At 62.2% G+C, this 25242-nt stretch carries 26 protein-coding genes; 16 read left to right on the plus strand and 10 right to left on the minus strand.

The features are described from left to right. Positions 1 to 50: 50 nt before the first annotated feature. Together HMPREF9695_RS18505 and HMPREF9695_RS18510 are read left to right on the plus strand one after the other, a co-directional pair. The gene (locus tag HMPREF9695_RS18505; RefSeq protein WP_006022423.1) at positions 51 to 701 is read left to right on the plus strand and encodes a DedA family protein; all 651 of its coding nucleotides are present in this window, start codon (positions 51 to 53) and stop codon (positions 699 to 701) included. A gap of 7 nt (positions 702 to 708) precedes the next feature. Then, positions 709 to 1278, plus strand: coding sequence for a DUF1801 domain-containing protein (locus HMPREF9695_RS18510; RefSeq protein WP_006022424.1), 570 nt, complete (start codon positions 709 to 711; stop codon positions 1276 to 1278). Here HMPREF9695_RS18510 and HMPREF9695_RS18515 read toward each other — a convergent pair. After that, complete coding sequence (locus HMPREF9695_RS18515; protein ID WP_006022425.1) at positions 1253 to 1903, minus strand: J domain-containing protein; 651 nt, start codon at positions 1901 to 1903, stop codon at positions 1253 to 1255. The two genes, HMPREF9695_RS18510 and HMPREF9695_RS18515, sit on opposite strands and share 26 nt — an antisense overlap. A 128-nt stretch (positions 1904 to 2031) precedes the next feature. Between HMPREF9695_RS18515 and HMPREF9695_RS18520 the strand changes: the two genes are divergently transcribed. Continuing rightward, on the plus strand, positions 2032 to 2337 hold the full coding sequence (locus tag HMPREF9695_RS18520) for a BolA family protein (protein WP_041712890.1): 306 nt from the start codon (positions 2032 to 2034) through the stop codon (positions 2335 to 2337). 242 nt (positions 2338 to 2579) lie between these two features. On the opposite strand, the gene HMPREF9695_RS25905 is transcribed toward HMPREF9695_RS18520, so the two are convergent. From HMPREF9695_RS25905 to HMPREF9695_RS18535, 4 genes are all read right to left on the minus strand, one after another. Continuing rightward, positions 2580 to 2741: a DUF559 domain-containing protein gene (locus tag HMPREF9695_RS25905; RefSeq protein ID WP_245258785.1), complete on the minus strand. Its 162-nt coding sequence runs from the start codon at positions 2739 to 2741 to the stop codon at positions 2580 to 2582. A 59-nt stretch (positions 2742 to 2800) separates the two neighbouring features. Next, positions 2801 to 4150 (minus strand): HlyC/CorC family transporter, encoded by a 1350-nt coding sequence (locus HMPREF9695_RS18525; RefSeq protein WP_006022428.1) that lies wholly within the window; start codon positions 4148 to 4150, stop codon positions 2801 to 2803. 78 nt (positions 4151 to 4228) lie between these two features. Continuing rightward, a complete protein-coding gene (gene aroB, locus HMPREF9695_RS18530; RefSeq protein WP_006022429.1) occupies positions 4229 to 5371 on the minus strand; it encodes a 3-dehydroquinate synthase in 1143 nt (380 codons plus the stop codon). Further along, positions 5368 to 5991: a shikimate kinase gene (locus tag HMPREF9695_RS18535; RefSeq protein ID WP_006022430.1), complete on the minus strand. Its 624-nt coding sequence runs from the start codon at positions 5989 to 5991 to the stop codon at positions 5368 to 5370. The genes aroB and HMPREF9695_RS18535 overlap by 4 nt, the downstream gene beginning before the upstream one ends. Positions 5992 to 6184: 193 nt before the next feature. On the opposite strand from HMPREF9695_RS18535, the gene HMPREF9695_RS18540 reads away from it, so the two are divergent. The 4 genes from HMPREF9695_RS18540 (at position 6185) to HMPREF9695_RS18555 (ending at position 10316) form a co-directional block, all read left to right on the plus strand. Beyond that, the gene (locus HMPREF9695_RS18540; RefSeq protein ID WP_006022431.1) at positions 6185 to 6331 is read left to right on the plus strand and encodes a hypothetical protein; all 147 of its coding nucleotides are present in this window, start codon (positions 6185 to 6187) and stop codon (positions 6329 to 6331) included. A 17-nt stretch (positions 6332 to 6348) separates the two neighbouring features. Next, positions 6349 to 7308, plus strand: coding sequence for a site-specific tyrosine recombinase XerD (xerD, locus tag HMPREF9695_RS18545; RefSeq protein WP_006022432.1), 960 nt, complete (start codon positions 6349 to 6351; stop codon positions 7306 to 7308). Positions 7309 to 7476: 168 nt separating this feature from the next. Then, the gene (locus tag HMPREF9695_RS18550) at positions 7477 to 8439 is read left to right on the plus strand and encodes an acetyl-CoA carboxylase carboxyltransferase subunit alpha (protein ID WP_024922058.1); all 963 of its coding nucleotides are present in this window, start codon (positions 7477 to 7479) and stop codon (positions 8437 to 8439) included. A gap of 389 nt (positions 8440 to 8828) precedes the next feature. Further along, on the plus strand, positions 8829 to 10316 hold the full coding sequence (locus tag HMPREF9695_RS18555) for a L,D-transpeptidase family protein (protein ID WP_006022434.1): 1488 nt from the start codon (positions 8829 to 8831) through the stop codon (positions 10314 to 10316). 73 nt (positions 10317 to 10389) lie between these two features. On the opposite strand, the gene secA is transcribed toward HMPREF9695_RS18555, so the two are convergent. Next, complete coding sequence (secA, locus tag HMPREF9695_RS18560; protein WP_006022435.1) at positions 10390 to 13224, minus strand: preprotein translocase subunit SecA; 2835 nt, start codon at positions 13222 to 13224, stop codon at positions 10390 to 10392. A 398-nt stretch (positions 13225 to 13622) separates the two neighbouring features. Here secA and HMPREF9695_RS18565 point away from each other — a divergent pair, with 398 nt between their 5' ends. The 3 genes from HMPREF9695_RS18565 to HMPREF9695_RS18575 all read left to right on the plus strand — a co-directional run bounded on the left by HMPREF9695_RS18565 (position 13623) and on the right by HMPREF9695_RS18575 (position 16372). Further along, positions 13623 to 14543 (plus strand): peptidylprolyl isomerase, encoded by a 921-nt coding sequence (locus tag HMPREF9695_RS18565; protein WP_006022436.1) that lies wholly within the window; start codon positions 13623 to 13625, stop codon positions 14541 to 14543. Between the two features lie 186 nt (positions 14544 to 14729). Further along, complete coding sequence (gene argJ / locus HMPREF9695_RS18570) at positions 14730 to 15971, plus strand: bifunctional glutamate N-acetyltransferase/amino-acid acetyltransferase ArgJ (protein WP_006022437.1); 1242 nt, start codon at positions 14730 to 14732, stop codon at positions 15969 to 15971. Then, the gene (locus HMPREF9695_RS18575; protein WP_006022438.1) at positions 15968 to 16372 is read left to right on the plus strand and encodes a (deoxy)nucleoside triphosphate pyrophosphohydrolase; all 405 of its coding nucleotides are present in this window, start codon (positions 15968 to 15970) and stop codon (positions 16370 to 16372) included. Before argJ ends, HMPREF9695_RS18575 begins: the two co-directional genes overlap by 4 nt. An 859-nt stretch (positions 16373 to 17231) precedes the next feature. Here the strand turns inward: HMPREF9695_RS18575 and HMPREF9695_RS18580 are convergent. After that, a complete protein-coding gene (locus HMPREF9695_RS18580) occupies positions 17232 to 18092 on the minus strand; it encodes a methyltransferase domain-containing protein (protein WP_006022439.1) in 861 nt (286 codons plus the stop codon). Positions 18093 to 18227: 135 nt separating this feature from the next. Here HMPREF9695_RS18580 and HMPREF9695_RS18585 point away from each other — a divergent pair, with 135 nt between their 5' ends. The 4 genes from HMPREF9695_RS18585 to HMPREF9695_RS18600 are packed head-to-tail and all read left to right on the plus strand — an operon-like array spanning position 18228 to position 20699. Continuing rightward, positions 18228 to 19040 carry a ComF family protein gene (locus HMPREF9695_RS18585; protein ID WP_006022440.1) on the plus strand — a complete coding sequence of 271 codons (813 nt, stop codon included), beginning with the start codon at positions 18228 to 18230 and terminating at the stop codon, positions 19038 to 19040. 32 nt (positions 19041 to 19072) lie between these two features. Beyond that, on the plus strand, positions 19073 to 19348 hold the full coding sequence (grxC, locus tag HMPREF9695_RS18590) for a glutaredoxin 3 (protein WP_006022441.1): 276 nt from the start codon (positions 19073 to 19075) through the stop codon (positions 19346 to 19348). Next, positions 19345 to 20235, plus strand: a complete 891-nt coding sequence (locus tag HMPREF9695_RS18595) for a carbon-nitrogen hydrolase family protein (RefSeq protein WP_006022442.1) — start codon at positions 19345 to 19347, stop codon at positions 20233 to 20235. Before grxC ends, HMPREF9695_RS18595 begins: the two co-directional genes overlap by 4 nt. Then, positions 20232 to 20699 (plus strand): DUF1178 family protein, encoded by a 468-nt coding sequence (locus HMPREF9695_RS18600; protein WP_006022443.1) that lies wholly within the window; start codon positions 20232 to 20234, stop codon positions 20697 to 20699. The genes HMPREF9695_RS18595 and HMPREF9695_RS18600 overlap by 4 nt, the downstream gene beginning before the upstream one ends. A gap of 25 nt (positions 20700 to 20724) precedes the next feature. Here the strand turns inward: HMPREF9695_RS18600 and HMPREF9695_RS18605 are convergent, their stop codons facing one another. Further along, positions 20725 to 21291 (minus strand): TetR-like C-terminal domain-containing protein, encoded by a 567-nt coding sequence (locus HMPREF9695_RS18605; protein ID WP_006022444.1) that lies wholly within the window; start codon positions 21289 to 21291, stop codon positions 20725 to 20727. A gap of 602 nt (positions 21292 to 21893) precedes the next feature. Between HMPREF9695_RS18605 and HMPREF9695_RS18615 the strand changes: the two genes are divergently transcribed. Together HMPREF9695_RS18615 and HMPREF9695_RS18620 are read left to right on the plus strand one after the other, a co-directional pair. Then, positions 21894 to 22868 (plus strand): AraC-like ligand-binding domain-containing protein, encoded by a 975-nt coding sequence (locus HMPREF9695_RS18615; protein ID WP_041712692.1) that lies wholly within the window; start codon positions 21894 to 21896, stop codon positions 22866 to 22868. 135 nt (positions 22869 to 23003) lie between these two features. Continuing rightward, a complete protein-coding gene (locus tag HMPREF9695_RS18620) occupies positions 23004 to 23453 on the plus strand; it encodes an EamA family transporter (protein ID WP_006022446.1) in 450 nt (149 codons plus the stop codon). 1 nt (position 23454) lies between these two features. On the opposite strand, the gene HMPREF9695_RS18625 is transcribed toward HMPREF9695_RS18620, so the two are convergent. Continuing rightward, on the minus strand, positions 23455 to 24354 hold the full coding sequence (locus HMPREF9695_RS18625) for a DMT family transporter (RefSeq protein ID WP_006022447.1): 900 nt from the start codon (positions 24352 to 24354) through the stop codon (positions 23455 to 23457). Positions 24355 to 24456: 102 nt separating this feature from the next. Further along, a complete protein-coding gene (ubiG, locus tag HMPREF9695_RS18630) occupies positions 24457 to 25206 on the minus strand; it encodes a bifunctional 2-polyprenyl-6-hydroxyphenol methylase/3-demethylubiquinol 3-O-methyltransferase UbiG (RefSeq protein WP_006022448.1) in 750 nt (249 codons plus the stop codon). Positions 25207 to 25242 lie beyond the last annotated feature (36 nt).

Genomic DNA, 25242 nt, shown 5'->3' on the forward strand with positions numbered 1-25242 from the left:
GCCGGTTCCTGCGGTGTATTGTACCGTCTGACGCCGGCAGTGGACCTCCCGTGAATTACCTCAATCAGTTGATCGGCTTCGTCTCGCTTCACGCCGAGCTTGCCTATGCCGCGATTTTCCTGGCGGCGTTTCTCGAGGCCATTCCTATCCTGGGCACGCTCGTTCCGGGATCGACCATCATTCTGGCCCTCAGCGCCCTGATCCCCGCCGGCAGCCTTGGCCTCACACCGGTCCTGGCTTCCGCCATCGCCGGCGCGGTGATCGGAGAAGCTCTCGCCTACTTGATCGGCTACGTCAGCAAGCGCGAGATCCTGACATCATGGCCGATGTCGAAATACCCGGCGGTCATGGCGCAAAGCGAGGAGTTCTTTCACCGTTACGGGACATTTGCGGTGTTCTTCGCGCGTTTCGTGCCGCCGGTCCGCGCGCTCGTCCCGGTCGTGGCTGGCGCACTCGGCATGCCACCGCGCCGCTTTTATCCCGCAAGCATCGCGGCCTGCCTGTTATGGGCGCCGGCGCATGTGTTGCCGGGCCTTCTCGCCGGTTCCGTTGCCGAGCGATGGGGCGCCAAAGTCGAACACTATGGATTCCCGCTGGTCGGCGGCATCATCGCGATCGGAACGATCGTGGTCGCGGTTCACTACTGGCACAGCCGGCGCAAAACGGCTGCTCCGGCCGAGAAGCGCTCCAGCCAGCAGTGAGCATTCCATGAAGCGCAATACCGGACGGAGCGGGACCTTCAACGACAGCAATGTCGCGAAGGTTTTCGCGGCCTACCCCGAGGACGTCCGGGCTAAACTGATGAAGCTGCGTGCCATCATTTTCGAGACCGCGGAAACCATCGACGGTGTCGGTCCGCTGGAGGAAACGCTGAAATGGGGCCAGCCCAGCTATCTCACGACTGAAACCGGCAGCGGCAGCACGATCCGTATCGACCGCGAAAAATCCGACGGCCGCGTCGCGATGTATTTCCATTGCCAGACCGATCTCGTTGAGACCTTCCGGGAATTTTATCCGACGCAGATGGAGTACGGCGGCAACCGCAGTATCCTGTTCAAGGTGGCAACGCGGATTCCGGAAAACGCGCTTCGCCACTGCGTCGGGCTGGCGCTGACCTATCACGCGCGCAAAGTCTCTTCGAAAAACAAGACGCCTTCGAAGAACAAGGCTGCGTCGAAGAAAAAAGCAATCGGGGTAAAGAAGGCCGTTTCAAAGAAACAGCGCGAACCCGGCAAGCCGGAACAGCCCGCGCTCAGGACGCGCGCACGACCGTCTTGAGATAGTTGTAGGCCTTGATGATCTCGATCAGGCGGTCTTCGGTCGAGCGATCGCCGCCGTTGGCATCGGGATGATGCTGCTTCACCAGCAGCTTGTATTTGGCCTTCACCGTCTCAAGCGTCGCGTCGGGACCGAGACCCATGACCAGCAACGCCTTCTTCTCGGCATTGAAGATCTTTCGCGTCTCGACTTTCGGCTCCTCCGCCTTCGCATTCGAACGCCAGCGGCTCCGGCCATTCATCTCGCTGAAGACGCTGAAAGGATCGACAGCGTCGTCCAGGTTGACCGCGCCGGACTTGCCTTTGCCCTTCGCTCCGTTCTGACCCATCTTCCAGGTCGGACGGTGTCCGGTCTGCGCATCCTTCTGGTAGGTGGCGACCGCCTCGTCGCTCATGCCCTGGAAGAAATTGTAGCCCTGATTGTATTCGCGGACGTGGTTCAGGCAGAAATGCCAGTATTCTTTCTCGTTTCCGCGGCCCTTCGGTGCACGATGTGCACCCCTGTTCTTGCATCCCGGCGCTTCGCACATCACAGCTTCCTCGCGCGCAGCAGCCTGCTGCTTCGCGCTCTGCTTGTTGGGCTTGATGCGAATGCTGTCGAAGAATTTGGATGAGTCGATGGCCATGGCTGCTACGATAACGCCTTGCTGGAAGCGTGAATTTTGACGGTCGCGGATTATACATCACCGCGACGGTGAACCGCAATTGAAACGGTCATTGACCTTGGCGAATAACGCACGATATTGCGCAGATGATGACCGCAAAAGATCACATCACAAAGAAGTTGAGCGAAGCTTTCGCGCCCGAAAGCCTCGATGTCGCCGACGAATCCCATCTGCATGAGGGCCACGCGGGCCACAGGCCGGGCGGCGAGACGCATTTCAGGATATATATCGTGTCGAAGGCGTTCGAAGGGAAGAGCCGGATCGAGCGCCATCGCATGATAAACACGCTGCTGGCGCCGGAACTCGCCGGCTCCGTTCACGCGCTGGCGATGCACACCTACGCCCCCGGTGAGGACGCCCCGCGGCCCGCCCCTGCCAAGGCGTGCAAACACTGATGCACTGATTGTTGCCGATCAGCCGCCGCAAATTTAACTGCTGCGCAAAGATCTGCGCCCCCACCCCCGACCCCTCCCCGCAAGGGGGAGGGGAGCAGGGAGCGCTCCCGTCATCTATCTTATCGCCTCACATCATCTATCTCATCGCCTCACATCGTCGTCGGTGGCGCTAGAACGCCGTTCCCGCCTTCGGCTTTTTCTCCGGCGCGCCGCTTTCGCGCGGCAGCGGCACGATCCATCAATCACTCCCCTCCCCCTTGCGGGGAGGGGGCGGGGGTGGGGGTCAACGTATCCTGAATCTCATGAAGCACACCGTCCAGATTCCGGATCACATCGTGATTCCAGAACCGCAATACACGATAACCCTCTGCCTCGATCTTTTTCGTTCGCGTCTCGTCAGCCACCCGCTGCAGGGAGCGCTCCTCTTATCTATCTCATCGCCTCACATCGTCGTCGGTGGCGCTCAAAACGCCGTTCCCGCCTTCGGCTTTTTCTCGGGCGCGCCGCTGTCGCGCGGCAGCGGCACGATCCGCAGCGCCGTGATGCGGTTGCGCTCACGCCGCAGCACCCTGAAACGGAAACCGTGGAAGGTGAAGCTCTGACCCCGGTCCGGGATCGAGCGCGCCTCATGGATGACGAGACCGGCGATGGTCGTCGCTTCCTCGTCCGGCAGATGCCAGTCCATCGCGCGGTTCAGATCGCGGATCGGCACCGAGCCCTCGACCACAACCGATCCATCCGGCTGGGCCCGGACACCGGCGACCACCACATCGTGCTCGTCGGAGATGTCGCCGACGATCTCTTCCAGAATGTCTTCCAGAGTCACCAGGCCTTCGACCTCGCCATACTCGTCGACCACAAGCGCAAAGTGCGTCTTGCGGCGGCGGAAGGCTTTGAGTTGCTCGGACAGCGGCCGCATCTCGGGCACGAACCACGGCGGCAAGGCGAGCGCACCGACATCGATCTTGGAAAGATCGCCGTCGTTGGCGCGGATGGCGCGCAGCAGATCCTTGGCGTGCAAAACGCCGATGATGTTCTCGGGTTTCTCGCGCCAGAGCGGGATACGGGTATATTCGGACTCGAGAATTCCCTTGATGACCGCGTCAGGCGGGCCGTCCGCGTTGACGCTGACCATCTTGGTGCGGTGGACCATCACGTCGGACACAGCAAGATCGCCGAACCGGAACACGTTCTGGATGTATTCGGCTTCGCCGCTCTCGATCTTTCCGTGCTCGGCCGACTCTTCCACAAGCCCTTCGATTTCGGAGTCGGTGAGAATTTCGCTCGTTGAGGATTCCTTGACGCCGAGCATCCGCAGGATAGCCCGCGACGCGCCGTTGAGCAGCCAGTTCAGCGGATAAAGAACGAGAAAGGAGACATAGAGCGGATACGCGATCCATTGCGAGACCGGCACGGGCTGCCTGATCGCAAGCGTTTTCGGCACCTGCTCGCCGATCACGATATGCAGCGACGAGAACACCAGAAAGCCTGTGATGAAGGCCGCGAAATGCAGCGCGGACTCCGGCATTCCCAGCGGCTCGAGCACCGGCTTGAGCAGCGCCGCAACGGTCGGCTCGCCGACCCAGCCGAGACCGAGCGAGGCCATGGTGATGCCAAGTTGGCAGCACGCGAGATAGGCCTCGATATTGCCCATCATTTTCATCAGCAGCCGAGCGCCGAAGCGGTTCTGCTCGGCCATCGCCTTGACGCGAAACCCGCGGCTTTTCACCAGCGCGAATTCCGCCGCCACATAGAATGCGTTGGCGGCGAGCAGAAGGACCGCGATGAGCAGATTGACGGCGGCTGAATTCATGTTTGTCCCGCGACTGCCTCGTCTTTATGCGGTGCGCCGACGACAAGTCCTGGCATTCCGCGTTGAGACAGCATCACCTCACCCCGACAATTTTTCCTGAAGAAACGCACGAACCATCGACGGATCGACGTCGTTGACGATCACTGCCTTGCCGACCTGTTCCAGCAGGATGAACGTCAATCGCCCGCGCTTCACTTTCTTGTCCTGCGCCATCAGCGTCATCAGCGTGTCGGCATCCGCAAGACCTTCCTGCTGGAAGCCGGCGATGTCCTGCACCTTCGTCGGCAGACCGACCGACGCGAGGTGACGCTGCACGCGCGCGGCATCGGACGCAGAGATCATGTTCAGACGCGCCGAGAATTCGGCGGCCAGCACCATGCCGACAGCAACCCCTTCGCCGTGGAACAGGCGATCGGAAAAGCCGGTCGCCGCTTCCAGCGCGTGGCCGAAGGTGTGCCCGAGATTAAGCAATGCGCGGTCGCCGGTTTCGCGCTCGTCGCGCGCCACGATCTCGGCCTTGGCGCGGCAACTGGCGGCGATGGCCTGTTCACGCGCAGCTCCGCCGGAAAATATCTCGCCGTGATGAGCCTCCAGCCAGTCGAACAACGCCGCATCGCCGAGCACGCCGTATTTGGCGACTTCCGCATAGCCGGCGCGGAACTGGCGCGGCGACAGCGTATCGAGCACCGCCGTATCGGCGATCACCAGCACCGGCTGATGAAATGCGCCGACGAGATTCTTGCCGTGCGGCGAGTTGATCCCGGTCTTGCCGCCCACCGATGAATCGACCTGCGCAAGCAGCGATGTCGGCACCTGCACGAAATCGACCCCGCGCCGGACGATCGAGGCCGCGAAGCCCGCAAGATCGCCGATCACACCGCCGCCGAGCGCAATCACCAGATCGTTGCGCTCGATCTTCGCCGCGATCAGCCCTTCGGAAACCTCCTGCAACACTGCGTAGCTTTTGGACGCCTCGCCCTCGCCCACCACGATGCGTGACGATGCAATGCCGGCATCCGCGAGCGCCGCTTCGGTCTTGCCGAGCCAGTGTCTGGCGACGGTGCGATCGGTCACGATGGCCGCGCGTGCGCCGGGCCGCAGCGCGGCGATGCGATGGCCGAGCGACGGCAGCACATCGCGGCCGATGACAATGTCATAGGCGCGGTCGCCGAGGGCGACGCCGACGGTCACCGGGTTATTGGTCTTGATGGGAGCGGTCATTGTGTTTCGCTTGAGGAAGAGGACGCCGTGCCGCCCGACAACAGGTGTGCGGCCAGCGCGTCGATGCATTCATCGACGATTTTCTCGTGCGGCACATCGCGCGACGCGATCGCCAGATCGGCAAGCTGATAGAACGGGCTGCGCTCACCGATCAGACGCGCGATGGTCGCAGCCGGATCGGCAGTCTGCAGCAGCGGCCGGTCGGCGCGGCGCTTGACGCGCCTGAGAATGATATCGCCGTCCGCCTGAAGCCAGATGGAGACGGCCTTGTCATGAATTCGCCTGCGCGTCTCCTCGCGCATGAACGCGCCGCCGCCGGTGGCGATCACGCAGGGGCCGGTCTCCAGCAGCCGCGCGATCACCCGGGCCTCGCCATCGCGGAAATAGGGTTCGCCATGCTGCGCGAAGATTTCGCTGACCGTCATGCCCGCATGCGCGATTTCGATTTCATGATCAGCATCGAGAAACGGCACATGCAGCCGCGCACCCAGCCGGCGCCCGATGGTTGACTTGCCCGACCCCATCATGCCGACAAGCACGATCGAGCGGCCGCCCAGAGCCGCGACGATGTCGGCCTCATGGGTCATGCCGTCCTGATGGCTGGCTGCGGTTTCGGTCATCTCTGGCCCGGTTGGCCGCAAATGCGGCTAAGCTCATGTGTCACCTATACTACTCCTGCCGATCCCGTTGCCAGAGACTCTTGCCGAAACGGCGCGAACATGTTGGTAGTTTAGTCGGTCCGAACCGCAGTGTTCCGGCGGTTAACACGCCTTTGGCGCCGCATCTCAAAGGTTAATTTCGAGGCTATTCGCGATGCCCAGCCTGTTTCGCTTCCTGACTGTCGTGGCGGTGCTCGGCGGGCTGATCTACGGCGGCATCTTTGCGCTCGCCAATTTCGTCAATCCCAAGCCGCGCGAAATGACGGTCAGCGTTCCGCCCGACAGATTTCTCAAGAAGTAGGCGGCTGGAGGAACGTCATGCCGTCCGACAAATCCTCCGACGTACGGCTCACCGGCCTGTTCCTCGATATGCTCGCGGCTGAGCAGGGCGCCGGCGCCAACACGCTCGACGCCTATCGCGGCGATCTCGAAGACCTCTCCGAATTTCTCGCGCGGCGCAAATCCACCTTCATGAATGCCGACACCCAGACACTGCGCGACTATCTGGCCGACCTCGACACCCGCGGATTCAAATCGTCGAGCGTGGCGCGCAAGCTCTCGTCGACGCGTCACCTGTTTCGCTTTCTTCTCAGCGAACGTGTGCGCGGCGATGACCCGGCTGCAATCCTGTCAGGCCCGAAACGCGGGCGCGCATTGCCGAAGGTGCTGTCCATCGCCGATGTCGATCGTCTGCTGACGCAGGCCAAGGCGCTGTCGGTTGCGCCCGAACAATCGCCGCTGCAACGACTGCGCGCGCTCCGGCTCTCCTGTCTGCTCGAGATTCTTTACGCGACGGGGCTTCGCGTCTCGGAACTGGTGGCGCTGCCGCTCTCCGCCGCGCGGCGCGACGCACGTATGATCGTGGTGCGCGGCAAGGGCAACAAGGAACGTCTGGTCCCGCTCAACGAAACGTCGAAGCAGGCCATGGCCGACTATCTCGCCGCCCTTGACGAGACGCGGCGCACGCAGAAGAAGGCATCGGCGGCATCGAAGTGGCTGTTTCCCTCATCCGGCGAAAGCGGCCATCTGACGCGGCAGCATTTCGCCCGCGACCTCAAAGAATTAGCGATGGCCGCGGGCATTGCGCCGCGGCTGATCAGTCCCCACGTCTTGCGTCACGCATTCGCTTCCCATCTTCTGCACAATGGAGCCGATCTGCGGATCGTCCAGACGCTGCTCGGCCATACCGACATTTCCACGACCCAGATTTACACCCATATCGTCGAGGAGCGACTGAAGAGCCTGGTGCGCGATCTGCATCCATTGGCCGACACATGAGGCGACGAAAAGCCCAACAATATCGGCCCTCCTGACCACGGCGCTTGACTTGGGAGCGCTTCTTGACTTGAAAGACCCCACGAAAGACCTCAATCCTCGATCAAGAGCGACCAAAAGACCGATTCGCGCGCCCTTCGCCCAATCGTGCCCGCCCCTTATATTTGTCACATGCCGGACCTGATGCGCAGTTATCTGGACTTTGAAAAACCCGTCGCCGAACTCGATGCCAAGGTGGACGAGTTGCGTGCGCTTGCCGCCAGCGGCAGCGACATCAGCGAAGAGGTGTCGCGCATTGAAGAGAAGGCGGCGCAGGCGCTGACGGAACTGTATTCCGACCTGACTCCATGGCAGAAAACCCAGGTTGCGCGTCATCCGCTGCGGCCGCATTGCCTCGATTACGTCAGGCAGCTCATCACCGAGTTCACGCCGCTCGCGGGCGACCGCAAGTTCGGCGACGACGAAGCGCTGATCGGCGGCTTCGGCCGTTTCAGAGGCGAAAGCATTTGCGTGATCGGCCAGGAGAAGGGCGCGACCACCGAAACCCGGCTCAAGCATAATTTCGGCATGGCCAAGCCCGAGGGCTATCGCAAGGCCGTCCGGCTGATGGAAATGGCGGATCGCTTCGGTATTCCCGTGCTGTCACTGGTGGACACTGCGGGCGCCTATCCCGGTATCGGCGCGGAGGAACGCGGACAGGCGGAAGCGATCGCGCGATCCACCGAAGCCTGCCTCAATCTCGGCGTGCCCAATGTCGCCGTCATCATCGGCGAGGGCGGTTCAGGCGGCGCGATCGCGATTGCCACCGCGAACCGCGTGCTGATGCTCGAACACGCGGTGTACAGCGTGATCTCACCGGAAGGCGCGGCCTCGATCCTGTGGCGCGATTCGACGAAAGCGCAGGAAGCCGCGATCAACATGAAGATCACTGCGCAGGATCTCGCCCGCTTCGGTGTGATCGACACCATCCTGAAGGAACCGCCGGGCGGCGCGCACCGCGATCCACAAGCGATGATCTCCCGGACCGGCGACGCCATCGCGCAGGCCTTCAACGACATGCGCAGCCTCGATTCCAAGGCGGTCCGCAACCAGCGCCGGCAGAAGTTCCTCGATATCGGACGCAAGCTCGGCTAGGGCGTCGCCCAAGCCAAATCTGCGCAATCCATGCGGCGAAGTCACATCGTGGCTTTTTCGAGACAGGCCCGCTTCTGTCCTAGCCGTTTTTCCCCTGTATTTTGATTTACTTAGCGTTGACCATAAAACGCTTCCCGTCCCTGCGGGACAGGCCGCTCGGCTTGCGACAGAGGGGTATTTAAGGATAATAATTGCTCAATTGCTGACGCACGTTTTTAGCCGAAAAGCCAACCTCGCTTTTACGACGAAAACACGTGCGGCCTGTTTTAACAGACAGTGTTTTCCGGCCGCCTCCTGCGCGCCACTTTGCCGGAAGACGATCTGTTACCGGGGTCGAGTCTTGGGTCTAGCCGGAGTATGGGGATTGCCGGTCTGCCGCGGAGCCTTGCATGATTGACCGCACGCACATTCGCGCGCTTGTCACGTCGGCTGCGCTTGCGGCCGGCGTTTTGCTTGCTGGATGCAACGGCGAACAGCTCTCGCCGAGTTCAAAGGCCAATCGCCCGATCCCCGACAAGCTGCTCGCCGACATCGAAACGAAGAACATGGACAAGGCGTCGCCGATCCTTGTCCGCCTGTTCAAGCAGGAAGCCGAACTCGAAGTCTGGAAGCAGGACCGCAACGGCAAGTTCGCGCTGCTGAAGACCTACCCGATCTGCCGCTGGTCGGGAGACCTCGGACCGAAGGTCAAGGAAGGCGACCGTCAGGCGCCGGAGGGCTTCTACTCGATCACCCCCGCGCAGATGAATCCGACGTCGGCGTATTTCCTGTCGTTCAACATGGGCTATCCCAATGCCTACGATAAGGCATGGGGCCGTACCGGATCGCAGTTGATGGTCCACGGCGATTGCTCGTCGCGCGGCTGCTACGCGATGACCGACGAGCAGATCTCGGAAATCTATGCGCTCGGCCGTGAATCCTTCTTCGGCGGCCAGAACGCATTTCAGGTGCAGGCCTATCCGTTCCGGATGACGCCGCAGAACATGGCCCGCCACCGCAACAATCCGAACATGCCGTTCTGGAAGATGATCAAGGAAGGCAACGATCACTTCGAGGTCACGAAGCAGGAGCCGAAGGTCGATTTCTGCGAGAAGAAGTACGTCTTCGACGCGGAGAAGCCCGCAGGTTCGACCCGCCCGCTGACCTTCAACGCCTCGGCGCAATGCCCCGCCTATCAGGTTTCGCCCGAGATCGCCGAAGCGGTCCAGGAGAAGCAGCGTCAGGATGAATTGAAGACTGCGCAACTGATCTCGCGCGGCACGGCGACGGCGCGTTCGCGCGCCGGTATCGACGGCGGCATGCATCCGGTGTTCGCCTCCAAGCTGCCCGAAGGCGAAGCCGCGATCGACAAGGACGTCACCGACTATGCGGTCGCGGCGTATCTGCCTGCTCCGGGCACCATTCCCGCTCACGCGACCCTTCCAAAGGCGCCGGAAACCGCGCCGTCGTTCAGCTTCACCTCATCGTCCAACAGCGAGCCGGTGGTGGCGGTGACCAGCACGACGCCTGCTGCGTCTTCCAATGCCAGCGCGAGCTCGTCCGAGGGCTTCCTCAGCAAGCTGTCCCGTTCCGTCGGCCTGCGCGGATCCGATCCCCAGCCTGCCGCTGCGCCGGCAAAGCCCACCGCGGTGACCACTGCACCGAAGGCAAAGTCGCCCGGCCCGACCAGGGAAGCCGCCAAGAGCACCCCGCCGCGCGTTATTCCGCTTGATCGTTCGCAGCAGGCTCAGGCGCCCGCCAAGCCTGCCGCTCCAGCGCCTGCGACAACAGCCGCGGCAGCCGCGCCCGCCGCTCCGGCATCTCAGCCGTCGCTGGCCGGGGCTCAGCCCGCAGTGCAGGCGAACTCCTTCGACAGCCGCTGGTCGACGGTCCGCTAAGCAAGCGTCATTACCGCACATAAAAAAACGCCGGTCTTTCGACCGGCGTTTTTTATTCAGCGGGTTGGACTGCTCAGGCGAACTTGCCGTGGCAGTGCTTGAACTTCTTGCCGGAACCGCACGGGCAATCCTCGTTGCGGCCGACCTTGCCCCAGGTCGCAGGATTCTGCGGATCGCGCTGTGCGGCCGGGACCGGCGCGAGAGCTGCCTGTGCAAAGGCCATCTCGTCCTCGCCGGTATTCGGATTGAGCTTGTGCGCTTCCATCTGCGGCAGTTCCGGCTGCTCGTCCGGCGGCACGATCTCGACGCGCACCAGTTGGGCGGTAACCGCTTCGCGCAGGTGCGAGATCAGGCCCTCGAACAGATTGAACGCCTCGGACTTGTACTCCTGCAATGGATCGCGCTGGCCGTAGCCGCGCAGACCGATCACCTGCCGCAGGTGATCCAGCATCACCAGATGCTCGCGCCACAGATGATCCAGCGTCTGAAGCAGGATCGACTTTTCGACATAGCGCATGACATCGGGACCGAACTGGGCCGACTTCGCCGCCATGTGTTCGTCGACGCGCTGCTCGATGCGCGACAGCATCTCCTCGTTGGCGATGCCTTCTTCCTTGGCCCATTCATCGACCGGCAGATCGAGATCGAGGACGCGCTTCAATTCGTCCTTCAGGCCGGCGACGTCCCACTGTTCGGCATAGGCATGCTCGGGCACGTGCTTGGCGACCAGATCGTCGACGAGCGCATGGCGCATGTCGGCGACGGTCTCGGCGACGTTCTGGTCGCGCATCAGATCGATGCGCTGATCGAAGATCGCCTTGCGCTGGTCGTTCTGCACGTCGTCGAACTTGAGCAGGTTCTTGCGGATGTCGAAGTTGCGCGCCTCGACCTTCTGCTGCGCCTTCTCCAGCGCCTTGTTGATCCACGGATGGATGATCGCCTCGCCTTCCTTGAGGCCGAGACGGGTCAGCATGCTGTCGAGCCGGTCCGATCCGAAGATGCGCATCAGATCGTCTTCGAGCGACAGATAGAACTTGGTGCGGCCGGGATCGCCCTGACGGCCGGCGCGGCCACGAAGCTGATTGTCGATGCGGCGGGATTCGTGACGCTCCGAACCGATAATGTAGAGGCCGCCCGGCTTGGTGATGGTCTTGGCCGGCTTGCTGCCCTTCGCCGGTTCGATCTCGATCACTTCCTCGGATTTCAACACCATCTCGCGGAAGCGTTCGATGTCGGCCTTGATCTGTTCGATCTTGGCCTTTTTCTCGGCCTCATCCGTGATGTCGGCGGTCTCGATCTGGCTGCGCATTTCCAGCGAACCGCCGAGTTTGATGTCGGTGCCGCGGCCAGCCATGTTGGTCGCGATGGTGATCGCGCCCGGCACGCCGGCTTCAGCCACGATGTAGGCTTCCTGTTCGTGGAAGCGCGCGTTCAGAACGGCGAACAGCTTGGCCGGCTTGCCCGCGCGCGCGGCCGCATAGAGCTTCTCCAGCGCCTTCGGATTGCCGAAGTCGATCTGCTTGTAGCCGTTCTTGGCGAGATACTCGCCCAGCACTTCCGACTTCTCGATCGACGCCGTGCCGACCAGCACCGGCTGCATGCGCTTGTTGGCCTGCTCGATCTCCGCGAGGATCGCACGATGCTTTTCCTCGGCGGTGCGATAGACCTCGTCGTCCTCGTCGAGGCGCGCGATCGGCACGTTGGTCGGGACCTCGATGACCTCGAGCTTGTAGATGTCGAACAGTTCGTCCGCTTCCGTCGCCGCCGTACCGGTCATGCCGGCGAGCTTGTCGTACATGCGGAAGTAGTTCTGGAACGTGATCGAGGCCAGCGTCTGGTTTTCAGGCTGGACCGGCTGATGTTCCTTGGCTTCCAGCGCCTGATGCAGGCCTTCCGAATAACGGCGGCCCGGCATCATGCGGCCGGTGAACTCGTCGATGATGACCACTTCACCGTCGCGGACGATGTAGTCCTTGTCGCGCTGGAACAGCGAATGCGCACGCAGCGCCTGATTGATGTGGTGAACGACGGAGACGTTCTCGACGTCGTAGAGCGAATCGCCCTTGAGCTGGCCGGCGGCCTGCAACAGGTTCTCGATCTTCTCCATGCCGGCTTCGGTCAGCGTGACGGTGCGCTGCTTCTCGTCGACCTCGAAGTCCGTCACCTTTTCCAGTTTCGGAATGTAGGTGTCGATAGTGTTGTAGAATTCGGAGCGATCGTCGAGCGGTCCGGAAATGATGAGCGGCGTCCGGGCTTCGTCGATCAGGATCGAGTCGACTTCGTCGACAATGGCGTAAGCGTGACCACGCTGGACCATGTCCTCGAGCCGATACTTCATGTTGTCGCGCAGATAGTCGAAGCCGTACTCGTTGTTGGTGCCGTAGGTGATGTCGCAGGCATAGGCCGCCTGACGCTCGGCATCGTCGAGGCCATGGACGATCACGCCGGTGGTCATCCCGAGGAAGCCGTAGATCTGCCCCATCCAGGCGGAGTCGCGCTTGGCGAGATAGTCGTTGACGGTGACGACGTGAACGCCCTTGCCGGCGAGCGCATTGAGATAGACCGCCAGCGTCGCCACCAGCGTTTTGCCTTCGCCGGTTTTCATTTCGGCGATGTCGCCTTCATGAAGCACCATGCCGCCGATCAGCTGCACATCGAAATGGCGCTGACCGAGGGTCCGCTTGGCGGCCTCGCGAACGGTGGCGAATGCAGGAACCAGGAGGTCGTCGAGGGTCTTGCCTTCCGCGATCTGCTTGCGGAACTCCGCGGTCCGCGCCTTCAGCGCCTCGTCGGACAGGGCCGCGATCTCGGGTTCCAGCGCGTTAATCGCGTCGACGCGGGCTTGGTATCCCTTGATCCGCCGGTCGTTGGCGGAGCCGAAAAACTTGCGGGCGAGCGCGCCGAGCATGAAAAATTCCTGTCTTGCAGTTGGCGTTGCGGCTGAAGTCACCGCAGCCCTGAAACCGGTATGAAACGTCCGCAGAATTGCTGATGGAGCAAACCCTTGCGCGAATCCTCGAGGATGGGTGCGGGAGCGAATTCTAAAGGTTCACCCGCTTGAGCGCGGCAAAGCCCCGCAGCAGCCAGGAGAGCCTGCCGGGAGAGATATGGGCCGTCCAAAGCCTTGTCAACGCGCGAACCTGTCAAGGATTTCATGATTTTGGCGGGTTTTTCACGTTGCGTCCGGGCAGAGGTTGGGCGAGTGTCCGGCCTCCCGAACCGCCCGGTCCTCCGGTCTTTGAGATTCGCATCATCACGAAGCGAACGCCGGCTCGGTAACCAGCCTTTGACCCATAAGGATTTTCCATGACCGTTTCTCCGAACCGCACAGCCTCCCACACCGGACTGGGCGCGCGACTAGGACTGCTCACATCGGCCGCTGCAATTTGTCTCACGGCCGTTCTGAGCACCGGCCAGCCGCTCCGCGCGCAGGACGCCAACGCCGTGATCGCAAAGGTTAACGGGGCTGAGATCCGCCAGAGCGATCTGACCGTCGCCGAGGAAGAACTGGGACCGAGCCTCCAGCAGATGGACCCCGCGACCCGCCGCGACAATCTGATCGCCTTCCTGATCGATATGAAAATCGTCGCCAAGGCCGCCGAAGCCAAGAAGATCGGCGACTCGGCAGAGTTCAAGCAGAAAATCGCCTTTGCGCGCGACCGTCTCTTGATGGACAGCCTGCTCGCGACCGAAGGCAAGGCGGCCGTCACCGACGAGGCCATGAAGAAGGTCTATGAGGACGCCACCAAGCAGGTGTCCGGTGAGAAGGAAGTCCGCGCCCGGCACATTCTGGTCCCGACCGAAGAAGAAGCGAAGGCGATCAAGGCCGAGCTCGATAAGGGCGCCGACTTCGCCAAGCTCGCCAAGGAAAAATCCAAGGACCCGGGCGCAGCCGACGGCGGCGATCTCGGCTTCTTCACCAAGGAGCAGATGGTGCCGGAATTCTCCGCCGTCGCCTTCGCGCTTGAGCCCGGCAAGATTTCCGATCCCGTCAAGTCGCAGTTCGGCTGGCACATCATCAAGGTCGAGGAAGCCCGCGACCGCAAGCCGCCGGACTTCGAGCAGGTGAAGGGCCAGATCCAGAACTTCGTGATCCGCAAGGCGCAGGCCGACTACGTCACCAAGCTGCGCACCGAAGCCAAGGTCGAGCGCACCGATAAGCCGGCCGATGCTGCCGCTCCGGCTGCCACGCCGGATGCCAAGGCGGCACCGGCGAAGAAGAAGTAAATCGACTTGTTTCCTTCTCCCCGCAAGCGGGGAGAAGGTGGCGAGCGCTTGCGAGCCGGATGAGGGGCCGAATGTTACCGATTTGCCCCTCACCCGACTTTCTCGCTGCGCGCGAAAGCCGACCTCTCCCCGCAGGCGGGGAGAGGTGATACAGAGCGCTCATCCTCACCAAGGAATTGAGCCCTCATGTCCACCGCCGTCTCCCCGCTCGCCCCCACCGATGTTCCTGACATGCCGCAGATCGACGGCGTGCGCCTTGCGACGGCGGCGGCCGGCATCCGCTACAAGAACCGCACCGACGTGCTGCTGGCGCTGTTCGACAAGGGCACCACGGTGGCCGGCGTGTTCACGAAATCGAAGTGCCCGAGCGCCGCGGTGGACTGGTGCCGCGCCAGGCTCAAGGGCGGCGAGGCCCGCGCGCTGGTGGTCAATTCGGGCAACGCCAACGCCTTCACCGGCAAAACGGGAAAGCAGGCAACCACGCTGACCGCATCGATCGCAGCGAAAGCAACCGGCTCGACGCCGGCCAAAATCTTTCTCGCCTCCACGGGAGTGATCGGCGAGCCGCTCGACGCCACCAAGTTCAACGGTGTGCTCGACGATCTCGCAAAGGCCGCCGAACCCCATGGATGGATGAACGCGGCCACCGCGATCATGACCACTGACACTTTCCCGAAGGTTGCGACCGCTACTGTGAAACTCGGCAAGGCCAGGGTCACGATCAACGGCATGGCCAAGGGCGCGGGCATGATCGCGCCGGACATGGCGACGATGCTGTCATTCATCTTCACCGACGCGCCGATTTCGGCAGGAGCGCTGCAATCACTGCTCAAGACCGGCGTCGAGGACACGTTCAACGCGGTGACCATCGATGGCGACACCTCGACATCGGACACGCTGCTGGCCTTCGCCACCGGCGCCGCAGCAGCACATGGCGCACCGAAAATCACCCGTGCCTCCGATCCGCGCCTGAAAGCGTTCACCAAGGCCTTCAACGGCATTCTGGCTGATCTCGCCGAACAGGTCGCGCGCGACGGCGAAGGCGCGCGCAAGCTGGTCGAGGTTGTGGTCGAGGGGGCGACATCAAAGACGTCCGCGCGAAAAATCGCGATGTCGATCGCCAACTCGCCGCTGGTGAAGACCGCGATCGCGGGCGAGGACGCCAACTGGGGCCGCGTGGTGATGGCCGTCGGCAAGGCCGGCGAGCCCGCCAACCGCGACAAGCTGTCGATTGCGTTCAATGGAATCCGTGTCGCCACCAAGGGCGCGCGCGATCCGTCCTATGATGAGAAGGAAGTCTCCGCGCTGATGAAGCAGCCGAAGATCCAGATCAAGGTCGGGCTTGGTCTCGGCAAGGGCCGCGACCGCGTGCTGACCTGCGATCTCACCAAGGAATATGTTGCCATCAACGGCGACTACCGCTCGTGATCAAACTCGTTCTCGTTGTCGCCTGCGCGCTGATCGACACGGACAACCGTGTCCTGATCGCGCAGCGCCCCGAAGGCAAGACGCTTGCGGGGCTATGGGAATTTCCCGGCGGCAAACTGGAGCCCGGCGAACGGCCGGAGCCGGCGCTGATCCGCGAACTGGCGGAGGAACTCGGCATCAAGGTGGAGGAGCCGTGCCTCGCGCCGCTCACCTTCGCCAGCCACAGCTACGAGACCTTCCATCTGCTGATGCCGCTTTACATTTGCCGGAAATGGGAAGGCACCGTGACGCCGCACGAAGGCCAGCAGCTTGCATGGGTGCGCGCCAACAAGCTGCGCGATTATCCGATGCCGCCCGCGGACATTCCGCTGATCGCGCATCTGACGGATTTGCTGCTGTAGGCGCGGCGATCTCTTCCCTCCGTCATTCCGGGATGCGCCGAAGGCGCAGGCCCGGAATCCATGATTGCGACGATCTCCTGAGTGGCCATGGATTCCGGGCTCGCGCAACGCGCGCCCCGGAATGACGGCGGAAAATATTGCGGGCGCGCGGCCCGAAACATTTCGTGATGGGGATACGCGTCCCCGTGCTCTGAACCGCGCTTAAGTTCGTCACGTCCTGTTCGTGAGGGGCGCTTTCTAGAGGCGTCTTCAAGGCGGAGCAGGATGCGGCGCCTGCGCGTGTGTCTCGCAAACACGCGCCCGGGAGGCTGGGGTCACCGTCCGGGCCAACTATGTGGCTCTGCCGTTCGCCGGCTGGACGCGGAGCGGACGAAGGCGGCGAAAGCCGTCCGGATCAGGGGTCGAGTAACCTCCCCCGTCCGCACCCGGAAGTACGGTCCCCTCGCCCAAAGTCCCGCAATGGAGCGCCGCAAGGCGATGCGCTTCCGGACCTCACATCGCTTCGCACGCGATGCCGGAAGCGAGACGATACAAAGGTGCGCCTCGCGGCGCTCCATGCCCCTCAAATTTCTAGGGGCAGAACGAAAGCTCACCTCGCACGATGCGCGAGAACGAATGCGCACGCCTTTCGTTGGCGCGAATGGGGCAAGCCCCACACGCGCATGCTGTTTGAAAATTGAATCGGAAAAGCCGAAGTGACGTAAGCTGTCACATCACACTCCAGTCGTCCCCGCGCAGGCGGGGACCCGTAACCACCATCCTCAGTGAAGACCAGGAAAGAGTTGACCCGCGATCGCCACAGCACTGAAGACTCAGGGAGTATGGGTCCCCGCCTGCGCAGGGACGACACCGAGAAAAATCACGTCGTATCCTTGCGCGCCTTGTTCACCGCGTCCGCCAGCGACATTTTCGCCGAACCTGGCCTGAGCGGTTTCTGCTGGCTTTCGTGCGGCGCCCATCCCGACAGCCAGACCACATCGAACGTCGCGCGGATGCGTCCGTCGGGATCGGAAAACCGCTCGGCATAAACCTGCGCCATCTTCAGAAACGTGGCGCGGCGCGACGGCGTGCGGCGGCGCTCGTTCAGAATGTTGGTCGCGCCCATGCGCCGCAAATCCTGCATCAGCGCAAACGCGTTGTCGTAGCGCACGACGATGCGGTCCACATCGGTCACCGGCAGTGCGAAGCCGGCGCGTTGCAACAGCGCACCCAGATCACGCAGATCGGCGAACGGCGCCACGCGCGGCGACACGCCGCCTTCCACCTCGGCTTCAGCCGCAGCGAAGGATTGCCGCAGTTCGGTCAGCGTCTCGCCGCCGATCGTCGCGGCGAGAAACAACCCGTCAGGCTTCAGGGCGCGCCGGATCTGCGCCAGCACACCCGGCAAGTCATTGACGAACTGCAGCGCCAGCGCCGAGACCACGAGATCGACGGAGGCCGGTGCAAGCGCCAGCGGCTCGGTATCAGAGACCGGCAGCACCACCGCACGCAACTGCCGGACATTGCCTCTCAGCGCGTCACGCACCTGGTCGCCGGATGTGCCGAGATCGATGCCGTCGGAAAATTCGCGAAGCACCGCCTGCTGCCGCTCCGCCATGTCCTCGGCCACGCGGTCGAGCAGGAAGGACGCGGCCCCGTACTTCACCGCGCGAGTCTGCCGGTCGCGCAGCAGGGCGCGATCGAACAGGCGCGGCGGCATTTCGGTCGAAGGCGAGGTCATGGCCGTTGGTACGCCCTCGGAGACTGGTCTGGCAATTGCCTGCGTGCCGATAGGGCAAGCGCGTGTTAGAATCGGACCACTGGCCGCGCTTGTTTCCGGCAAGGACAGCAACTAGCCTCTGGCGGCGGGGAAATCATGTCGGGGCTCGATCAGGCAGCGTCACATCCTTCAGGCCGGTTGCTTCAGCCGCTGCTTGGCATGCTTCGAACCGCCCTCACCTCACTGCCGCGGCTTGCTCTCGACATTGCCCTGCCGACGCTTTGTGTGTCGTGCCGCGAGCCCGTCTCCGGCGAAGGTGTTTGTGCGGCCTGCTGGGCCAAACTGTCGTTCATCGCGCCGCCGTTCTGTGCGCGGCTCGGGATACCCTTCGTCTACGATCCGGGACCCGGTCTGCTGTCGATGCAGGCCATCGCCAATCCACCGGCCTATCAGCGCGCGCGCGCCGCGGTCCGGTACGACGAGGTGGCGCGGACCATGGTCCATGCCCTGAAGTATCAGGACCGCACCGATCTGGCGCCCGCCATGGGGCGATGGATGGCGCGCGCCGGTCAGGAGCTTCTCGGCGAGGCCGATGCACTTGTCCCCGTGCCGCTGCATTGGCGGCGCGGATGGAGCCGCCGCTACAACCAGTCCGGAGCGCTGGCGGCGGTGATCGGCAAATCCGCAGATCTGCCGGTGATCGGGAACGCCCTGCGCCGGGTGCGGCCGACGCTGCAACAGGTCGGTCTTTCCAAGGCTGACCGCGCACTCAACGTGCAAGGCGCGTTCAAGGTGCCTTTAGAGAACAAATCTTCCGTGCAGGGCCGCCGGATTGTGCTGATTGACGACGTTTTGACCTCCGGCGCGACGGTCGATGCCTGCGCCCGTGCGCTGCTGCGGGCCAGGGCTGCATCGGTGGATGTACTGGTGTTCTCGCGGGTTGTGGACACGCTCCAGAGCCCCATATAATTTGGGTACTTCCCGTTTCACAAAGGCAAGCCATGCCCGCAGTCGTCGAGATCTACACCCGCCCCGGATGCGGCTATTGCAGCGCTGCCAAGTCGCTGCTGAACCGCAAGAGTGCGGCCTTCACCGAGTTCGATGTGGCGGTCGATCCGAACTGGCGCGCCGAGATGGTCCAACGCTCGAACGGCGGCGCGACGTTTCCGCAGATCTTCATCGACAAGCAGCATGTCGGCGGCTGCGACGAACTCTATGCGCTCGACCGCGAAGGCAGGCTCGACGGCCTGCTCGCCGGTCAGAAGGTATCTTCATGACAGCCAGCATCGAAAGCGGCGCTCCGTTCACCGCAGCCATGGTGCAGATGCGCACCGCGATGCTGCCGGAGACAAGCCTTGCCCAGGGAATCGAGCTGATCCGTGAAGCCAAGGCCAAGGGTGCGGACTACGTCCAGACACCTGAAGTCACCAACATCATCCAGCAGAACCGCAAGGCGCTGTTCGAACTGCTGGCGAACGACGAAGACGACCGTTCGCTTAAGGCCTATCGCGACCTCGCGCGCGAACTGAAAATCTACCTGCACATCGGATCGATTGCGGTACGCGCTACACCGGAACGCGCAGCCAATCGTTCGTTCCTGATCGCGCCGGACGGCACCATCCTTGCCAGCTACGACAAGATTCACATGTTCGATATCGAACTCGACGGCGGCGAGAGCTACCGCGAGTCCGCCAACTATCAGCCGGGCGAAACCGCCGTCATCTCCGATCTGCCGTGGGGCCGGATCGGGCTGACGATCTGCTACGATGTTCGCTTCCCCGCGCTCTACCGTGCGCTCGCGGAGGCCGGTGCATCGTTCATTGCGGTGCCGTCCGCTTTTACGGTCAGGACCGGCGAAGCGCACTGGAGCACGCTTCTGCGTGCCCGTGCCATCGAGAACGGCTGCTTCATCTTCGCGGCCGCGCAGGCCGGCAAACACGAAAGCGGCCGCGAAACCTACGGCCATTCGCTGATCGTCGATCCATGGGGTGAAATCCTCGCGGAAGGCGGCACCGAACCCGGCGTGGTGCTGGCGAAGATCGATCCGGCGAAAGTGCAGGCGGTCCGCAAGAGCATCCCGTCTCTGCAGCATGGCCGCCGCTTCGGCCTCGCCGACCCGAAGGCCTGGCCTGAACATCTGCATCTCGTACGAGGATCGGCATGATCCGCTATGCGCTGCGCTGTGAGCGCGGCCACGCATTCGATAGCTGGTTTCAGAGTTCCGCAGCTTACGACAGCCAGCGCAAGCGCGGGCTTGTCGCCTGCCCCGTCTGTGAATCCATCAGGGTCGATAAGGCAATCATGGCCCCGCGCATCGCGCGCAAGGGGAAATCCAAATCGGCGCCGGAGCCGGTAGCCCCAGCGGCCGACGACACCACATCGACATCGCTGGTGATGGCGCCGCAGGAACGCGAGCTTGTGGCCAAACTGAGAGAGTTGCGCGACACCGTCCTCAAGAATGCCGACAATGTCGGCAACAAGTTCCCCGAGGAAGCCCGCAGGATGCACTACGGCGACACCGAGCATCGCGCGATCTACGGCGAGGCAACCACCGAAGAGGCGCGCGCGCTGATCGACGAAGGCATCGAAGTGGCTCCTCTTCCTGTGCTGCCGGGCGACAGGAATTAAGGCACGTGCTCATGAAGCGGCAGGCCTACTCCGGCGTGGTCGCGCACGGCTGCCTGGCAGAAGCCCCGACCGAGCACACCCCGGCCACGTAAATCTCGACCATCCTCTCGAAGCTCTCGTCATACGAATGGACTTGCGAGAATGAGCCCAGGATCTGATGCATGGTAAAGCCGCGCACTAAGCTGCGAAGCATATACCAAGCGCTTTCTGCGTGTTGCCCATGCACTCCACATTCGGCGAGAATAGATTTAATGAAGTCGTAAAGCTCTTTGTCGCCTGCCCGCCATTCGGCACAATCAATTGTGGCCGTTCTGGATGTCGCAGCCCACAAGGCGGGACGGTCCAACGCATACTGTCGCATTTCTCGGGCAACCGACTTCAAGGCGTCAAATGACGTTTGGTCCTTGCATGCTGTCTTCAACCTAACGAGAAGGTCGCGATACCCCTTTATGGCGAAGAATCTCCGCAATTCCGGAAACGGATAACGCTTGTCGCCGCAAAAATCCTTTACCTCTGAGGCGAGATCTCTAGCGAGCAGTTGATCCCAGGATGCCGACAACATTTGATCAACGTTAAAGCTGCGTTCGCTCATAAATCCAGACTCGCGTTCAGGAGGAAGGTCGGTTGTCTTCGCAGATACAAGACTTCGATCAGGTTGCCGCGTGTGCTGACTCTCCTGCATTGTTTGGAGACCAACCTTGGAGGGGGCGTGAATAAGAGGTGGAACTGGGTGAGATCGCCCGGAAGAATCGCCTCAATTTGGGCACCGAGGTCCCAAACGCTCAAGACCCGGCAGTTTGTGGCCCACAATCCATCGACCGACGTGCATCTCGCATAAAGTGGAGTGGAGAAAGCTACGCGCTTCGGCTTCGCCAGACTCAAGGACGGAAACCCCAGCGTCTGCCTGGTCCTCGACTCATTTGCGAGGACAATGGCTCGCATGCGGGAAAAGTTTCCCGCCTCTACTGGCAGTTGTTCTGACAGTTGAGTCGCCTGACGGTCGTGAATCGTCGGTCGTTGCATCTGCAGCCCGTATTTTTGCTAATGGCGGCGAAAAAGTCCTAGGTTCCCTGCGAGTGAACGTCCAACAACGGAATTTCGAGTTGCGTTTGTTCCTAGCAAATGGTGTGTGCTTGTATTCGGCTACCATGGATCAATTCGTCGGCTACGCGACGGTTAAGGAACGGCAACCAGTTGAAAGCGATATTCTCCACCTCTGCGGTTCACCCCCGCGACCGATTTGATTTTTGGCACAGCGTCGCCTGCAGGGAGATCATCGGTCATGACTCTGTGCCGGAAAACCGGGCGACATTTCAGGCCGAGATCAAAGCCTCGAACTTCGGCAATCTGGACCTTGTTGAATTCAACAACTCGCCGATGCAGGTCGCTCACACCTTGGCCCATGTCGGGCGCACCAGCCCGGACACAGTGTTCCTGTGTTACCAGTTGTCGGGTAAAATCTTTATCGTCCAGAACGCGCGCGAGGTTAACCTGGACGCCGGTTCGCTGACACTTCTTGAGCCGCGCTTGCCTTATGATGCGCGGTTTTCGCGAGATTCGAAAACCCTTGTTATCAAGGCTCCGCGTCGCGAGCTACGCGCACGAATCGGTGGTTGCCAGGATTTGATCGGGCGCCGTGTGTCGACAGAGCGGGCGGACGATGATCTGGCACTTTCTGTTGCCGCAAAGCTGCCATTGCTCGCTGGGAGGATAACTTCTTTAATGGAAGAGATGGTCGGAAATCATGTCCTCGACTTAATCGGATTATCCATTGCGAGAACAACAGGGGGCGCGACTGCTCGCGTCTCAAATCCAAAAGCGTTGTTGCTGGGACAGATTCGTGCAGTGGTCGAAGCGAGGCTCACCGATCCCGACCTCGACGGACAGAAGGTCGCCGATATTGTCGGAATAAGCGTCCGATATGCGAACGCAATTCTTGCCGAACAGGATCTCTCGCTTCACCGTCTCATTCTGTCCAGGCGGCTCTCACATTGCCGGGTTGCTTTCGAAGATCCCAACCAGATGCATCGAACCATAGCCGAAATCGCGCAGGGATGGGGGTTTTCGGACATGACGCACTTTGGCCGCTGCTTTAAAGCAGCGTATGGGGCTTCACCGCGGGAGTATCAGAAATCGGCGGCGCAATCTCGGCAAGATGGTCGGCTCTGACCCTGGGCGCGCTTCGAGAGAAAAAAGTGGCGACCTCCATCGGCGGTCCGCTAGGGTAACCCGACGAGGCGCAATGGCTCGGCGCTCATGAGTCTGCGTCCTGGATCAAACCTGGGAGCCACCCGAGAACCTGATATGAGCCCCGATTCGATGTCCTGGTCCGGTTCATGGCAGATGTGGGCGCTGCTGTCGGCGGTGTTCGCCGCGCTCACCGCGATTTTCGCCAAGGTCGGCGTCGAGGACATCAACCCGGATCTGGCGACTTTCATCCGCACGATCATCGTGCTGGCGAGCTTCGCGGTCATTCTCTTCGCCACCGGACAGTTCAGCGCACCCGGTCCCATCTCAACGAGAACCTGGACATTCCTCGTGCTGTCCGGGCTCGCAACCGGCGCGTCGTGGCTCTGTTACTTTCGCGCGCTCAAGCTTGGGCCAGCGACGCTCGTGGCGCCGATCGACAAGCTGAGCGTGGTGCTGGTCGCGCTGTTCGCTTTTCTGTTTCTTGGCGAGCGGCCGTCCGCAACGGGATGGCTCGGGATCGTGCTGATCGCGGCGGGCGCGGTGCTTCTTGCCGTGAAGAAGTAACTTAAACCGCCACCAGCATCGCCACGCCGATCAGGATCAGCGCGATACCGGATATTTCCCGCGCCGATATGGGCTGCTTCATCGAATAATAAGCCGCCACTTGCGCGAACAGCACCTCGACCAGCGCCAGCGTCCGCACATTCGCGGCTGCGGTGAGCGCGAAGGCAAGAAACCAGAACAGCGACGCGAACGATCCCATGAAGCCGGCAAACATCGACGGCTTCCAGAGCCGGAAGATCGCCGTCATCGTGCCCGGTGCGCGCACGATCAGCCAGCCTGACAGGACGATGGTTTGCATCAGCAGGGTCGCGACCAGCGTCACGCTTGCGGCGGTGACGAAGCTGACGCCGGTCACATTGAGAATGGCGCCGCGATAGCCCACCGCCGATAGTGCAAAGAACGACGCTGCCAGCAATCCCAGCGCGGTCGGCTTCAGGGTGCCGAAGCCCTTCATGCCGCCGGGCCGCAGCGCGGTAATCACCACACCGATGGTGGCGATCAGAATGGCCGCCACCTTCAACACCGTGAGATGGTCCGCGAGGAACACAAATCCGAAGATCGCCGCCTGGATGGCCTCGGTCTTCAGATATGCCGTCGTCACCACGAACGAGCGCTCGTTCATCGCCATCAGCATCAGGGCAGTGGCAAGAATCTGCGCCATGCCGCCGACCACGAGCCACGCCCAGAACCCCGTCTCGGGCCACGACAGCCGGTCGCCATTCACGGCGAGGATCAGCCCAAGAAAGACAAGCGAAAACGGAAATCCGAACAGGAATCGGATATGGGTCGCACCCAGCGTGCCAAGCTGAGCCGTCAGCCCGCGCTGCATGGCGTTGCGCACGACCTGACCTGCCGCCGCGAGCAGGGTGAAGGGTATCCAGAGCCAAACGAACTGGGTCATGATGAGGGACAGGGCCAGAACGGCGGGAGCGCTGCATCCCAGAGGGCCATTGTCAGCGGGCCCCGGTCAACCGGCACGATCTCATGCCGGCGTTGCACGATCCTAAACCGCCGCCTCCGCGATCACCATGTAGTTCACATCCATGTCGGACGAGAGGCTCCACCGGTCGGCCAGCGGATTGTAGACCACGCCCGCCTGATCGCTGATGGCGAGCTTGTTGCGCTCGAGATGATGCGTCAGTTCGGCCGGCGTGACGAACTTGTCCCATTGATGGGTGCCGCGCGGCAGCCAGCGCAGAATGTATTCCGCGCCGACGATGGCGAGGGCAAAACTCTTCCAGGTGCGGTTGATGGTCGAAACCACCATCATGCTGGTCGGCTTGAGCAGCGCCGCACAGCGATCGAGAAACATCCCGACATTGGCGACGTGTTCGACAACCTCCATCGCCAGCACGATGTCGAACCGTTCACGCGGGTCCATCTCTTCGATGGTCGTGCAGCGGTAGTCGATGCTGAGATGACCCCGTTCGGCATGAAGTTTGGCAACCGCGATGTTGGTGGCCGACGGATCGACACCGATCACCTGCGCGCCGAGACGGGTCAGCGGCTCGCACAGCAGGCCTGCGCCGCAGCCGATATCAAGGATGCGCAATCCCGACAGACAGTTCAGACTTTTCGGGTTGCGGTCGAACTTGCGGCACGCCGCGTCGCGGATATAGGCCAGCCGCAACGGATTGATCTTGTGCAGCGGCGCCATCTTGCCCTTCGGATCCCACCACTGTTCGGACAGTTCGGAGAACCGCGCGACTTCGCCGGGATCGACCGTGGACGCAGATGGAGAGTTTGTACTCATAACGGGCGTTTACCGGGTTATCGACAATGCCTGCCG

Source organism: Afipia broomeae ATCC 49717 (assembly GCF_000314675.2).
Classification (GTDB): Bacteria; Pseudomonadota; Alphaproteobacteria; order Rhizobiales; family Xanthobacteraceae; genus Afipia; species Afipia broomeae.

Coding starts and splice junctions, on each gene's coding strand:
- HMPREF9695_RS18510 (WP_006022424.1), top strand. CDS start 709: ATGAAGCGCAATACCGGACGGAGCGGGACCTTCAACGACAGCAATGTC.
- HMPREF9695_RS18515 (WP_006022425.1), bottom strand. CDS start 1,903: ATGGCCATCGACTCATCCAAATTCTTCGACAGCATTCGCATCAAGCCC.
- HMPREF9695_RS18520 (WP_041712890.1), top strand. CDS start 2,032: ATGACCGCAAAAGATCACATCACAAAGAAGTTGAGCGAAGCTTTCGCG.
- HMPREF9695_RS18525 (WP_006022428.1), bottom strand. CDS start 4,150: ATGAATTCAGCCGCCGTCAATCTGCTCATCGCGGTCCTTCTGCTCGCC.
- aroB (WP_006022429.1), bottom strand. CDS start 5,371: ATGACCGCTCCCATCAAGACCAATAACCCGGTGACCGTCGGCGTCGCC.
- HMPREF9695_RS18535 (WP_006022430.1), bottom strand. CDS start 5,991: ATGACCGAAACCGCAGCCAGCCATCAGGACGGCATGACCCATGAGGCC.
- HMPREF9695_RS18540 (WP_006022431.1), top strand. CDS start 6,185: ATGCCCAGCCTGTTTCGCTTCCTGACTGTCGTGGCGGTGCTCGGCGGG.
- xerD (WP_006022432.1), top strand. CDS start 6,349: ATGCCGTCCGACAAATCCTCCGACGTACGGCTCACCGGCCTGTTCCTC.
- HMPREF9695_RS18550 (WP_024922058.1), top strand. CDS start 7,477: ATGCCGGACCTGATGCGCAGTTATCTGGACTTTGAAAAACCCGTCGCC.
- HMPREF9695_RS18555 (WP_006022434.1), top strand. CDS start 8,829: ATGATTGACCGCACGCACATTCGCGCGCTTGTCACGTCGGCTGCGCTT.
- secA (WP_006022435.1), bottom strand. CDS start 13,224: ATGCTCGGCGCGCTCGCCCGCAAGTTTTTCGGCTCCGCCAACGACCGG.
- HMPREF9695_RS18565 (WP_006022436.1), top strand. CDS start 13,623: ATGACCGTTTCTCCGAACCGCACAGCCTCCCACACCGGACTGGGCGCG.
- argJ (WP_006022437.1), top strand. CDS start 14,730: ATGTCCACCGCCGTCTCCCCGCTCGCCCCCACCGATGTTCCTGACATG.
- HMPREF9695_RS18580 (WP_006022439.1), bottom strand. CDS start 18,092: ATGACCTCGCCTTCGACCGAAATGCCGCCGCGCCTGTTCGATCGCGCC.
- HMPREF9695_RS18585 (WP_006022440.1), top strand. CDS start 18,228: ATGTCGGGGCTCGATCAGGCAGCGTCACATCCTTCAGGCCGGTTGCTT.
- grxC (WP_006022441.1), top strand. CDS start 19,073: ATGCCCGCAGTCGTCGAGATCTACACCCGCCCCGGATGCGGCTATTGC.
- HMPREF9695_RS18595 (WP_006022442.1), top strand. CDS start 19,345: ATGACAGCCAGCATCGAAAGCGGCGCTCCGTTCACCGCAGCCATGGTG.
- HMPREF9695_RS18600 (WP_006022443.1), top strand. CDS start 20,232: ATGATCCGCTATGCGCTGCGCTGTGAGCGCGGCCACGCATTCGATAGC.
- HMPREF9695_RS18605 (WP_006022444.1), bottom strand. CDS start 21,291: ATGAGCGAACGCAGCTTTAACGTTGATCAAATGTTGTCGGCATCCTGG.
- HMPREF9695_RS18620 (WP_006022446.1), top strand. CDS start 23,004: ATGAGCCCCGATTCGATGTCCTGGTCCGGTTCATGGCAGATGTGGGCG.
- HMPREF9695_RS18625 (WP_006022447.1), bottom strand. CDS start 24,354: ATGACCCAGTTCGTTTGGCTCTGGATACCCTTCACCCTGCTCGCGGCG.
- ubiG (WP_006022448.1), bottom strand. CDS start 25,206: ATGAGTACAAACTCTCCATCTGCGTCCACGGTCGATCCCGGCGAAGTC.